The sequence below is a fragment of the Geobacillus zalihae NBRC 101842 genome (assembly GCF_001544135.1).
Classification (GTDB): Bacteria; Bacillota; Bacilli; order Bacillales; family Anoxybacillaceae; genus Geobacillus; species Geobacillus zalihae.
Genome location: NZ_BCPV01000003.1, coordinates 34,503 through 46,076, shown reverse-complemented (window position 1 = coordinate 46,076; position 11,574 = coordinate 34,503). Strand labels below are relative to the sequence as shown.

Genomic DNA, 11,574 nt, shown 5'->3' with positions numbered 1-11,574 from the left:
GGACATGGCAAGAGTGCTTGTCGTTGATGATGCGGCATTTATGCGCATGATGATTAAAGACATTTTGACGAAAAACGGACATGAAGTCGTCGCCGAAGCGGCCGATGGACGGCAGGCGATCGAGAAATACAAGGAAACGCGGCCCGATGTCGTGACAATGGATATTACGATGCCGGAGATGGATGGGATTGCGGCGCTCAAGGAAATTAAAAAAATCGACAGCAATGCCAAAGTCATTATGTGCTCCGCGATGGGGCAGCAGGCAATGGTGATTGATGCCATTCAAGCCGGGGCGAAAGATTTTGTGGTCAAGCCGTTCCAAGCCGACCGCGTCATCGAAGCGATCAACAAAACGATCGGGTGAGCGATCAGAGGTGGAAACGATGGCAATTTGGCGCTGGGCGGCCGTTTTGCTGGCAGCAGCCATTGCTTTGGGGCCGACGCCGGCATCGGCCGCCCAAAGCCCCACGGTCGCCGACTGTCTGCAGCATCCCGATTCATGCGGGCCGTCAGCTCCTTCCGGGCAGCAGACAAACCAAACAGCGAATCAAGCCGCTGATGCGGTTTCCGCTTCCGATGTGCTTCGGCTCATCGGCGCGACCGCCTTTGTCCTCATTCTCCTTTATGCGGTGTTAAGGTGGATGTCCCGCCGTCAGTCGTTTGTTTCAAGCCAAAAGGGCGTCATCGAGCATCTCGGCGGGACGAGCGTCGGGACGAACCGCTCTGTACAGCTCATTAAAGTCGGCCGTCGGCTGCTCGTCATCGGTGTCGGTGATTCGATTCAGCTTCTGAAAGAAATTGAAGACGAACAAGAAATGAATGAACTGTTGGAGCAACATCGCGCACGGTTGGAGCGAATGGCGGAGTTGGGCCGGCTTGGCTCCTTCCTTCGAGGCGAGTGGACGGGGAAATCAAAGCGGAAAAACGGTTTGCCGCCGTCGTTTTCGGCGCTGTTGGCGGAGGAGATGAAGCAAATGGCCGAAAAGCGAAACGAGTGGCTCAATCGGTTGAAGAAGAAAGGGACGGCGGACGATGAGTGAATTTGTCCATATGTTTGATTCGATGGCTCCCGAGCACGTGTCGACAGCGGTGAAGCTTCTTCTGTTGCTCACCGTGTTGTCGATCGCACCCGGCATTCTCATTATGATGACATGTTTTACCCGCATCGTCATCGTTTTGTCGTTTGTGCGCACGGCGCTCGGCACGCAGCAGATGCCGCCGAACCAAGTGCTCGTCGGGCTCGCCTTGTTTTTAACGTTTTTCATTATGGCGCCGACTTGGAAAGACATCAACGATCAGGCATTGCAGCCGCTGTTTGCCGACAAAATTGACTTGGAGGAGGCGTATGAACGGGCGGCTGTTCCGCTGAAGCAGTTTATGAGCCAATACACCAGGCAGGAAGATTTGGCGCTGTTTTTATCATACAGCGGCGCCAAACAGCCGAAAACGGTCAACGACATCCCGATGACCGCGCTCGTGCCGGCGTTTGCCATCAGTGAGTTGAAAACGGCGTTTCAAATGGGCTTTATGATTTTTATTCCGTTTTTAGTCATCGACATGATCGTCGCCAGCGTCTTAATGTCGATGGGGATGATGATGCTGCCGCCCGTGATGATTTCGCTGCCGTTTAAAATTTTATTGTTTGTCCTTGTTGATGGCTGGCATTTGGTCGTCAAATCATTGTTGCAAAGTTTTCAATAAAGATAGGTGGCGTTTATGAGTGCCGATTTCATCATCCGCCTTGCTGAACAAGGCGTGTATATCGTGCTTGTCGTCTGCGGGCCGCTCTTGTTGTTGTCCCTTGCCGTCGGGCTTGTCGTCAGCATTTTCCAGGCGGCGACGCAAATTCAAGAGCAGACGCTCGCGTTTGTGCCGAAAATCGTCGCCGTCTTGCTTGGACTTGTGTTTTTTGGGCCGTGGATGCTCTCGAAAATGGTGTCGTACGCGCACGATATTTTCAACAATCTTGCTTCGTTTATAGGCTGATCGGCGATGGAACAAGCATGGACTTATTTTCCGGCGTTTTTGCTCGTCTTTGTCCGCGCCGCTTCGTTTTTCGCGGCGATGCCGTTGTTTTCCTATCGGACCGTGCCGGCTTCGTATAAAGCCGGATTGGCGTTTTTGTTCAGCTGGCTGTTGTTTTTGGCGATGCCCAAACCGGTGTTGGCGCTTGACGGTGTGTATGTATTGCTTGTCGTAAAAGAAGCGCTCGTCGGATTGGCGCTCGGGCTGCTGGCAGCGATCCTCATGGCGGCGATGCAAATCGCCGGCGGCTTGATCGATTTTCAAATCGGGTTTGCCATCGCCAACGTCATCGACCCGCAAACTGGAGCGCAAAGCCCGCTGCTTGGCGAATATCTTCATTTGCTCGCCCTGCTGCTTTTGCTCGCTCTCGATGGCCACCATTTGCTGCTTGACGGCATGTTTTACAGCTATCATTGGTTGCCGCTTGACCGCCTGCCGCACGTTGCTGACGGTCGGGCGGTGGAATACGCGGTGCGGGCGTTTGCTGCGATGTTCGCCGCCGCTTTCCAAATGGCGGCCCCGCTTGTCGGATCGCTCTTTTTAGTCGACGTGGCGCTTGGCATCATCGCCCGCGCGGTGCCGCAAATGAACATTTTTGCGGTCGGCTTTTCCGCCAAAACGGCAGCGGCGTTTTTGCTCCTGTTGGCGGGGATTGGGACGATATTGCTTGCGGCGCGCAGTGTATTTCACTTCATGTTTGCCTCGTTGCGCGAGTTGATGCGGCTGTTGGGGGGCGGATAAGATGGGCGAGTGGCGGCTCGATTTGCAATTTTTCGCTGGGGAAAAAACGGAAAAGGCGACGCCTCGCAAACGGCAAGAAGTGCGGGAAAAAGGACAGGTGGCCAAAAGCGGTGATGTCGTCTCCGCTTCCGTGTTGCTTGCTTCATTTCTTGCTTTGTCCTTGGCGGGGGCGTACGAGCGGGACGGTCTGCTGCGGTTGTTCGCCCGCGCCTTGTCCGATTCTGCCTCCCCTTCGTTGACGGTTGACTCGCTTCACCGGCTGTTTCTTGACTGGCTTTCCCATGCATCCTTGCTTTTGGCGCCGCTGTTCGCCGCCGCAGTGCTGGCGGCTGGGTTGGCCAACTTTTTGCAAATCGGCGCCTTGTTCACCGTTGAACCGTTAAAAATGGATGGGAACCGCCTCAATCCCGTGCAAGGAATGAAACGGCTGTTTTCGTTGCGCGCCTTGGTCGAGCTGTTGAAATCCGTGTTAAAAGCTGGAATCATCGGTGCGGTCGTGTTTGCGGCGCTGTTGGCCGAACGAAGCGAGCTTGCGGCGCTCGTTTCCAAGACGCCGGGTGAGGCTTTGACTGTCGTCGGCGGCTTGACGGTGAAAATGGGGCTGTACGCCGCGGGGGCGCTCTTGTTTTTAGCGCTGTTTGATTACTTGTATCAGCGGTTTGAATTTGAAAAAAGCATCCGCATGTCCAAACAGGACATTAAAGATGAATACAAAAAGACGGAAGGCGATCCACTCATCAAATCGCGCATCAAGCAAAAACAGCGTGAGATGGCGATGAGGCGGATGATGCAGGAAGTGCCGAACGCGGATGTCGTCATTACCAACCCGACGCATTACGCCGTTGCCCTCAAGTATGAAGACGGCAAGATGGAAGCGCCAGTCGTCGTCGCGAAAGGGGCGGATTATATGGCGTTGAAAATCAAGGAAGTGGCGAAAACCCATGGCGTCGTGACGGTCGAAAATCGCCCGCTTGCGCAGGCGCTCTACCGCCAGACGGAAGTCGGCGACATGATTCCAGAGGCGTTTTTTAAGGCAGTGGCGGAAATTTTGGCGTACGTCTATCGGCTCAAAGGAAACGTGTAGCAACAAGGAGAGAAAACCATGCAAGCGCAAATCAAAGATTTATCCGTATTGTTTCTTGTCGTGCTCATCGTCGCCATGCTCGTCATCCCGCTGCAGACATGGCTGTTGAGCGTCTTGATCATCATCAATATTTCCCTTGCCTTGCTTGTATTGCTGACGGCGATGAACACGAAAGAGCCGCTTGAGTTTTCCATTTTTCCGTCATTGCTTTTAGTGCTGACGCTGTTTCGGCTCGGGCTGAATGTGTCAACCACCCGCTCGATTTTAAGCAAAGGGGAGGCGGGCGGCGTCGTTGAAACGTTCGGAACGTTCGTCGTTGGCGGCGATGTTGTCGTTGGGTTTGTCGTGTTTTTGATTTTGGTCATCATCCAGTTTGTTGTCATCACCAAAGGGGCGGAGCGCGTCTCGGAAGTGGCGGCCCGCTTTACGCTCGATGCGATGCCCGGCAAACAGATGAGCATTGACGCCGATTTGAACGCCGGCATGATTTCGGAGCAAGAAGCCCGAAAGCGGCGGGAAAAAGTGGCGCAAGAAGCCGACTTTTACGGAGCGATGGACGGGGCAAGCAAATTTGTGAAAGGCGACGCCATCGCCGGCATCATTATCGTCGTCATCAACATGTTGTTTGGCATGGTGATCGGCGTTGTGGAGAAAGGAATGGATATAGGGGAGGCGGCAAAGCGCTACACGCTTTTGACGGTCGGCGACGGCATCGTCAGCCAAATTCCGGCGCTGTTGATTTCCACGGCGACCGGCATCATCGTCACCCGGGCGGCGTCGGACAGCAACTTGAGCGGCGATATTATGCGCCAGCTGTTCGCGTTTCCGAAAATGTTGTACGTCACGGCAGGAACGATTTTCCTGCTCGGCTTGTTTACGCCGATCAACGACTTGTTGACGATGCCGATTGCCGGGCTGCTGGCGCTTGGCGGCTACCGATTTATCGAGCGGCAAAAGCAAGAAGAAGCGGCATTGGCCGCTCCGGAAGAGGAGGCGGCGGCCGCCGACGAATTGAAAAGCCCGGAAAGCGTCATCCAACTGCTGCATATTGATCCGATTGAATTTGAGTTCGGCTATGCGCTCATTCCGCTCGCTGATGCCAATCAAGGCGGGGATTTGCTTGACCGGATCGTCATGATTCGCCGTCAGCTCGCGCTCGAGCTTGGCATTGTCATCCCGGTTGTGCGCATTCGCGACAACATCCAGTTGCAGCCGAATGAATACCGGATCAAAGTGAAAGGAGAGGAAGTGGCGCGCGGCGAGCTGCTGCTTGACCATTATTTGGCGATGAGCCCCGGAGTTGACGATGATTCGATTGATGGCATTGACACCATCGAGCCGGCGTTTGGTCTGCCGGCGAAATGGATTTCCGAGACCGTCAAAGACCGGGCGGAAATGCTTGGCTATACAGTCGTCGACCCGCCATCGGTCGTCTCGACACACTTAACGGAGGTGCTGAAAGCCCATGCCCACGAACTGCTGGGGCGTCAGGAAACAAAACAGCTGATCGATCATTTAAAAGAATCGTATCCGGTGCTTGTCGACGATGTGACGCCGAATCCGTTGTCTGTCGGCGACGTGCAAAAAGTGCTCGCCAAGCTGCTGAAAGAGAAAGTGTCGATCCGCAACTTGCCGCTCATTTTTGAGGCGCTTGCCGATTTTGCCCGCCTGACCAGCGACACCGATTTGTTGACGGAATACGTCCGCCAAGCGTTGGCGCGGCAAATCACCTCGCAGTACGCCGTGCCGGGCGAGCCGCTGCGCGTCATTACGCTGTCGGGCAGGGCGGAAAAAACGATCGCCGACGCCGTGCAGCAAACCGAACACGGCCGCTATTTGGCGCTCGAGCCGGCGCGGGCGCAGGCATTTGTGGAAGCGGTCGCCGCGGCGCTTGAACGCTATCCGTTCGCCGGCCAGACGCCGATTTTGCTCTGCTCCCCGGCGGTGCGCATGTACGTCCGACAGCTGACCGAGCGCCATTTTCCGACTGTTCCGGTGCTGTCGTACAACGAGCTTGAAACGGATGTCGAAGTTCAAAGCGTGGGGATGGTGGAAATCGAATGAAAGTGAAAAAATTTGTCGCCCCGTCCATGAACGAAGCGATGAAAATGGTTCGCGCCGAACTTGGCCGCGACGCCGTCATTTTGCACTCGAAAGTCGTGCAGACCGGCGGATTTTTCGGTCTGTTTGCGAAAAAAAAGATCGAAGTGTTGGCCGGCGTTGATCCGGATCCACTGCCGCTGCGTCAGCCGGATGCCGCCGCGTCTTTGACGCGTCAGCCGGATGCCGCCGCGTCTTTGACGCGTCAGCCGAGTGCCGCCGCGTCTTTGACGCGTCAGCTGAGTGCTGCTGCGTCCTTTGCCCCTTTGCCGGCGGCCGAGCGGGAGGAAGACGGCTCGCTTGCCCGTGAGATCGAGGAAGTCAAGGCGCTCATCCGTCAGTTCAACGCCCGCTCGTCTTCGCTTTTGTATCCTCCACCGCTTGCGGAAGCGGAACGGCGCCTCGTTCGGCAAGGGATGGCGGATGTGTACGTCCGCCAAGTGATGGATCGCCTGCTTGAACGGTGGTATGCCGACAAAGACGGCCGGTCGCCCGCTGCGGTCTCCGCCTGGACGAAAGAAGCGGTGCGCGATCTATTGTCGACGCTTCCGTTTGTCAAAACGGCGGAGCAAAAAAAGTATATGATTTTGCTTGGTCCGACCGGGGTTGGAAAAACGACGACGCTCGCCAAAATGGCAGGGCGCGCCGTCCTCGAGCAAGGGAAAAAAGTCGGGTTCATCACGGCCGACACGTACCGGATCGCCGCCATCGACCAACTGAAGACGTATGCCGACATTTTGCACGCTCCGTTGGAAGTATGCTACAATGCCGACGATTTTCGGACGGCGAAGCGGAAATTGGCCGGCTGCGATCTCGTGTTCGTCGATACGGCTGGCCGCAACTTCCGCAATCCGCAATACGTGGATGAACTGCAGCAAACGCTCGAGTTTGACAGCGAAACGGAAACGTTTCTTGTATTCGCCGCCACGGGAAAGTATGACGATATGAAAACGATTTACAACCACTTTTCCCACCTGCCGATCGATCGGCTGATCGTGACGAAGCTCGATGAGACGGACTCGTTTGGAACGATCGTCAATGTGTTGCTTGACAGCCGGCTTGCCGCCGCCTATTTCACGAACGGGCAAAATGTGCCGGACGACATGGTGGAAGCGTCCGCAGACCGGCTCGTTCATCTGCTGTTTGGGGCGGAGCGATGGTGAGCGATCAAGCAGAACGGCTGCGCTATGAGCTGGGCCGCCGGCTGACGCCGGCGGCGGGGCCGCGGACCATCGCGGTGACGAGCGGGAAAGGCGGAGTCGGCAAGTCAAACCTTTCGCTCAATTTTTCGCTGTCGCTCTCGAAGCTCGGGTTTCGCGTCTTGCTGCTTGATATGGACATCGGCATGGGCAACATCGACATTTTGCTCGGCCAGTCGTCGCCAATGACGCTTTCGGATTGGTTTTCCGCGCGGTTGCCGCTTTCCGAGCTGGTAAAAAGCGGACCGGAGCATCTATCGTATATTGCTGGGGGGACGGGCGCCGCGCAATGGTTGAGTGTCGATCGATCCGCTATCGACTATTTGTTGGCCGAGCTGCAGACGGTGGCGTCGCGATATGATTATCTCATTTTCGATATGGGGGCGGGTGCCTCAGAAGAACGATTGTATTTTTTAAAGTCCGTCGACGATGTGTTTATTGTCACGACGCCGGAGCCGACCGCGATGATGGATGCGTACGCCATGATGAAATATATGCACACCGCCGGCAGCGAGGCTCCGTTTTCCGTCATCGTCAACCGCGCCGGCAGCGAGCGGGAAGGATATGGCGTCTTTTCGCGCCTGCAGCATGCCGCCAGTCGGTTTTTCCATAAAGACATCGCCTTGCTTGGCGTCGTTCCTGAAGACCGGACTGTGGCGCGCTGTGTCGTCCGGCAAACGCCGTTTGTTCTCTTTGATCCGGCGGCGAAGGCGAGCCGGGCAGTGCGTCAAATGGCGTGCCGCTATGCGGCGGGAGGAGAAAAAGAGCCGGAGCGGGCTCCCCGCTTTTTTGCGAAGCTGCGTCAACTTTTGCTAGAAAGGTAGAGACGGAACATGAAGACGATCAAGGTGCTTGTCGTCGATGACTCGGCGTTTATGCGCAAATGGATCAGTGATTTTTTGTCCGAGCATCCGCGCCTCGAAGTCATCGGAACAGCTCGCAACGGCCGGGAGGCGCTCGAGAAAATCGCTGCCCTAAGGCCGGATGTCGTGACGCTTGATGTGGAAATGCCGGTCATGAACGGGCTCGAAACGTTGCAGCGCATCATGCGGGATCATCCCGTGCCGGTCGTCATGGTGTCAAGCACGACGACCGAAGGGGCGGAAAACACGATCGCCGCCATGCAGTACGGGGCGGTCGACTTTGTCGCCAAGCCGTCCGGACCGATTTCGCTCGATTTGTACAAAGTGAAAGACGAGCTGATTGGCAAAGTGCTGCACGCGAGCGAAGCGAACGTGGCTGCCTTGACTGCTCCGCGCCGCCAACGTCCGTCTTGGCGCCCATCGTTCAAAGCGGCGGCGCGCCCGCAACAGGCCATCGTTGCGATCGGCACTTCCACCGGCGGCCCGCGTGCGCTCGAGACGGTGCTGACGCAGCTTCCGCCCGATCTAGCCGCTCCGGTCGTCGCTGTCCAGCATATGCCCAAAGGGTTTACGGCGTCGCTCGCCAATCGGCTTGATGCGCTTGCCGCGATCACGGTCAAGGAGGCGGAAGACGGGGAAGTGCTGCAAAATGGCACCGCCTATATCGCGCCAGGCGGCGTCCATCTCATCGTTCGTGAAGAAGGCGGCGCGCTTAAAGCCCGTTTCGACGAATCGCCGCCGCGCGCCGGCCATCGTCCGGCTGTTGACGTATTATTTGAGTCGCTTGCTGCCATTCGCCGCTGTCGGAAAATCGCGGTGATTATGACCGGCATGGGAAGCGACGGAACAGTAGGGTTGAAAATCCTGAAGGAAAGCGGGAACACAAAAGCGATCGCGGAAGCGCGCGAGACAGCCGTTGTCTTTGGGATGCCAAGAGCGGCGATCGAGGCTGGCGTCGTTGATGTCATCGCACCGCTTGACAGCATCGCCGCTGCCATCGTCCAATCGATCGGGGAGTGAGGGGGAAACGGCATGGACATGAGCCAATATTTGGATTTATTTATTGATGAAAGCAAAGAGCATTTGCAGGCGATCAACGAGCGGCTGTTGGAACTTGAAAAAACGCCGGAGGACATGTCTGTGGTGAATGATATTTTCCGTTCGGCCCATACGTTGAAAGGCATGTCCGCCACGATGGGGTTTGAAGATTTGGCCAATTTGACGCACCAAATGGAAAACGTGCTCGATGGCATACGCAATCGGCGGCTTTCCGTTACCCCGGAATTGCTTGACGTCATTTTTGAGGCCGTCGACCATTTGGAGGCGATGATCAGTTCCATCGCTGCAGGCGGCGACGGAACGCGCGATGTAAGGAGAACAGTCGAACAGCTGAAACGAATCGAGCAAGGGGAGATGCCCAACAAGCAGGCAGCAAGGGAAGAACCGCCCCTTGAACATGCGTATGGGGAATTTGAATACCATGTGCTCGAGCAGGCGAAGGAGCAGGGATTTTCCGTCTACGAAATCCGCGTTCGGCTTCGCGATGATTGCTTGTTGAAAGCAGCGCGCGTCTATATGGTGTTTGAACAGCTGAATGAAGTCGGAGAAATTGTGAAAGCAACGCCGCCGGTCGAGATGCTGGAGGAAGAACAGTTTGACCGGGAGTTTCTCGTTACGGTCGTATCCAAAGCGCCAGCCGATGAGTTGCAAAAGCGGCTGATGGGCATTTCGGAAATTGATGACGTCAAGGTGTCTAGGCTATCGAGCGATGAACCGTCGGCAGAAAGTGAGAAAGCGGCTGCGCCCCAACAACCGGCCGCTATGGAGCAGGCCGCGGCCGTTCAAGCCGAAGCAGAGGCGCCGGAAAAACAAACAGTAAAACAGGCGACGAAAACGATCCGCGTCAACATTGAACGGCTCGATCGGTTGATGAACTTATTTGAAGAATTGGTTGTTGATCGCGGTCGGCTTGAGCAAATTTCCCGCGAGCTGAACCATGCCGAATTGACGGAAACGGTCGAGCGGATGTCTCGCATCTCGAGCGATTTGCAGACGATCATTTTAAATATGCGCATGGTGCCGGTCGAAACGGTGTTCAACCGCTTTCCGCGCATGGTGCGCCAACTCGCCCGCGAGCTCGGCAAAAAGGTGCGTCTTGACATCATCGGCGCGGATACCGAGCTTGACCGGACGGTGATCGATGAAATCGGCGACCCGCTTGTCCATTTGATCCGCAATGCGCTCGACCACGGCATCGAAGCGCCGGACGTCCGGGCGGCGCGCGGAAAGCCAGAAGAAGGGATCATTCAATTGCGAGCGTACCATAGCGGTAACCATGTCTTTATTGAAATCGAAGATGACGGCGCCGGCATTTCCCGGGAGAAGGTGCTGCAAAAGGCGAAAAGCCGCGGCATTGTCTCGCCGCAGGCGGCGGAGCATTTGAACGATCAGCAAATTTACGAGCTTATTTTCGCTCCCGGCTTTTCGACCGCTGAAAAAGTTTCGGACATTTCCGGCCGCGGCGTCGGTTTGGATGTCGTCAAAAGCACGATTGAATCGCTCGGCGGCACCGTTTCGGTCGATTCGCAGCCTGGAAAAGGGTCGCTCTTTTCCATTCAGCTGCCGCTCACATTGTCGATCATTTCGGTGTTGCTCGTTCAAATCGCTGAGGAAACGTACGCGATTCCGCTGTCATCGATCATTGAGACGGCGCTGGTGAAAAAAGAAGAGATTTTTTCCGCCCACAACCAGCCGGTCATCGATTTTCGCGGCAAAATCGTGCCGCTCGTCCGCCTGAAAGACGTCTTCGCTGTTCCTGGAGCAGCCGATGACGGAGATGCGGTGGCGGTCGTGATCGTCCGGAAAGGGGAAAAACTGGCGGCGCTGGCGGTCGACTCGTTTATCGGGCAGCAAGAAGTCGTGTTGAAATCGCTAGGAAACTATTTATCTTCGGTTTTCGCCATCTCGGGGGCGACGATTTTGGGAGACGGCCGAGTGGCGCTGATTATCGACTGCAACGCGCTCGTGAAGTAGGAGATGGCCGTGTCGGTGCGGGGGCGCCTATGGCGTTGATCTGCCGTTTTCAGTGGCATGTCGAAAAAAAGGGGGAGGATTGGATGACGGCCAGCGTGCAAGCAGACTGGAAAGTGATTGCGTTTCGCCTGAAAGAAGAAGAATATGCTCTGCCGGTGCAGCATGTCCGTTCCATCGAGAAAATGCAGCCGATCACGCGCGTGCCGGGGACGGCCCATTATGTAAAAGGGGTCATCAACTTGCGCGGTGTTGTGACGCCGATCATCGATTTGCGCGAGCGGTTCGGGTTTGCCCCCGAACCATATGGGGAACAGACGCGGATCATTATCGTTGCTCTTGAGGATATGGAAGTTGGGCTCATCGTCGATGCCGCGAATGATGTCCTTGATCTGCCGGCGGAAAGCATCGAACCGCCGCCAGAGGCAATTGGCTCCGTTGAGGCAAGTTACATCGACGGCGTGGCGAAAGTGGAGAATCGGCTCCTCATTTTGCTCGATTTGGCGAAAGTGCTCGACCGATAACCTGTAGA

At 56.0% G+C, this 11,574-nt stretch carries 12 protein-coding genes; all 12 read left to right on the top strand.

All coding sequences use genetic code 11. From position 1 onward, the window contains the following. Window positions 1-4 precede the first annotated feature (4 nt). The 12 genes from GZ1_RS02680 to GZ1_RS02625 all read left to right on the top strand — a co-directional run bounded on the left by GZ1_RS02680 (window position 5) and on the right by GZ1_RS02625 (window position 11,566). Window positions 5-364 carry a response regulator gene (locus GZ1_RS02680; RefSeq protein WP_013145750.1) on the top strand — a complete coding sequence of 120 codons (360 nt, stop codon included), beginning with the start codon at window positions 5-7 and terminating at the stop codon, window positions 362-364. Between the two features lie 19 nt (window positions 365-383). Further along, a complete protein-coding gene (gene fliZ / locus GZ1_RS02675) occupies window positions 384-1,040 on the top strand; it encodes a flagella biosynthesis regulatory protein FliZ (protein ID WP_015374413.1) in 657 nt (218 codons plus the stop codon). Then, window positions 1,033-1,701, top strand: coding sequence for a flagellar type III secretion system pore protein FliP (fliP, locus tag GZ1_RS02670; RefSeq protein ID WP_020754637.1), 669 nt, complete (start codon window positions 1,033-1,035; stop codon window positions 1,699-1,701). Before fliZ ends, fliP begins: the two co-directional genes overlap by 8 nt. Window positions 1,702-1,716: 15 nt before the next feature. Next, window positions 1,717-1,986 carry a flagellar biosynthesis protein FliQ gene (gene fliQ, locus GZ1_RS02665; protein WP_011230735.1) on the top strand — a complete coding sequence of 90 codons (270 nt, stop codon included), beginning with the start codon at window positions 1,717-1,719 and terminating at the stop codon, window positions 1,984-1,986. A gap of 6 nt (window positions 1,987-1,992) precedes the next feature. Further along, complete coding sequence (gene fliR / locus GZ1_RS02660; RefSeq protein ID WP_013523405.1) at window positions 1,993-2,766, top strand: flagellar biosynthetic protein FliR; 774 nt, start codon at window positions 1,993-1,995, stop codon at window positions 2,764-2,766. Between the two features lies 1 nt (window position 2,767). Beyond that, window positions 2,768-3,850 carry a flagellar biosynthesis protein FlhB gene (gene flhB, locus GZ1_RS02655; protein ID WP_013523406.1) on the top strand — a complete coding sequence of 361 codons (1,083 nt, stop codon included), beginning with the start codon at window positions 2,768-2,770 and terminating at the stop codon, window positions 3,848-3,850. An 18-nt stretch (window positions 3,851-3,868) separates the two neighbouring features. Then, window positions 3,869-5,914 carry a flagellar biosynthesis protein FlhA gene (gene flhA / locus GZ1_RS02650; protein WP_015374415.1) on the top strand — a complete coding sequence of 682 codons (2,046 nt, stop codon included), beginning with the start codon at window positions 3,869-3,871 and terminating at the stop codon, window positions 5,912-5,914. Beyond that, the gene (flhF, locus tag GZ1_RS02645) at window positions 5,911-7,113 is read left to right on the top strand and encodes a flagellar biosynthesis GTPase FlhF (protein ID WP_060787824.1); all 1,203 of its coding nucleotides are present in this window, start codon (window positions 5,911-5,913) and stop codon (window positions 7,111-7,113) included. Before flhA ends, flhF begins: the two co-directional genes overlap by 4 nt. Beyond that, a complete protein-coding gene (locus GZ1_RS02640; protein WP_060787823.1) occupies window positions 7,107-7,973 on the top strand; it encodes a MinD/ParA family protein in 867 nt (288 codons plus the stop codon). The genes flhF and GZ1_RS02640 overlap by 7 nt, the downstream gene beginning before the upstream one ends. A gap of 9 nt (window positions 7,974-7,982) precedes the next feature. Then, complete coding sequence (locus GZ1_RS02635) at window positions 7,983-9,032, top strand: protein-glutamate methylesterase/protein-glutamine glutaminase (RefSeq protein ID WP_015374418.1); 1,050 nt, start codon at window positions 7,983-7,985, stop codon at window positions 9,030-9,032. A 12-nt stretch (window positions 9,033-9,044) separates the two neighbouring features. Beyond that, window positions 9,045-11,045, top strand: a complete 2,001-nt coding sequence (locus GZ1_RS02630) for a chemotaxis protein CheA (protein WP_015374419.1) — start codon at window positions 9,045-9,047, stop codon at window positions 11,043-11,045. Between the two features lie 83 nt (window positions 11,046-11,128). Then, window positions 11,129-11,566 (top strand): chemotaxis protein CheW, encoded by a 438-nt coding sequence (locus GZ1_RS02625; RefSeq protein WP_011230743.1) that lies wholly within the window; start codon window positions 11,129-11,131, stop codon window positions 11,564-11,566. Window positions 11,567-11,574 lie beyond the last annotated feature (8 nt).

Bases quoted from the DNA above. Each gene is read 5' to 3' on its own strand.
- GZ1_RS02680 (WP_013145750.1), top strand. From the start codon at position 5: ATGGCAAGAGTGCTTGTCGTTGATGATGCGGCATTTATGCGCATGATG.
- fliZ (WP_015374413.1), top strand. From the start codon at position 384: ATGGCAATTTGGCGCTGGGCGGCCGTTTTGCTGGCAGCAGCCATTGCT.
- fliP (WP_020754637.1), top strand. From the start codon at position 1,033: ATGAGTGAATTTGTCCATATGTTTGATTCGATGGCTCCCGAGCACGTG.
- fliQ (WP_011230735.1), top strand. From the start codon at position 1,717: ATGAGTGCCGATTTCATCATCCGCCTTGCTGAACAAGGCGTGTATATC.
- fliR (WP_013523405.1), top strand. From the start codon at position 1,993: ATGGAACAAGCATGGACTTATTTTCCGGCGTTTTTGCTCGTCTTTGTC.
- flhB (WP_013523406.1), top strand. From the start codon at position 2,768: ATGGGCGAGTGGCGGCTCGATTTGCAATTTTTCGCTGGGGAAAAAACG.
- flhA (WP_015374415.1), top strand. From the start codon at position 3,869: ATGCAAGCGCAAATCAAAGATTTATCCGTATTGTTTCTTGTCGTGCTC.
- flhF (WP_060787824.1), top strand. From the start codon at position 5,911: ATGAAAGTGAAAAAATTTGTCGCCCCGTCCATGAACGAAGCGATGAAA.
- GZ1_RS02640 (WP_060787823.1), top strand. From the start codon at position 7,107: ATGGTGAGCGATCAAGCAGAACGGCTGCGCTATGAGCTGGGCCGCCGG.
- GZ1_RS02635 (WP_015374418.1), top strand. From the start codon at position 7,983: ATGAAGACGATCAAGGTGCTTGTCGTCGATGACTCGGCGTTTATGCGC.
- GZ1_RS02630 (WP_015374419.1), top strand. From the start codon at position 9,045: ATGGACATGAGCCAATATTTGGATTTATTTATTGATGAAAGCAAAGAG.
- GZ1_RS02625 (WP_011230743.1), top strand. From the start codon at position 11,129: ATGACGGCCAGCGTGCAAGCAGACTGGAAAGTGATTGCGTTTCGCCTG.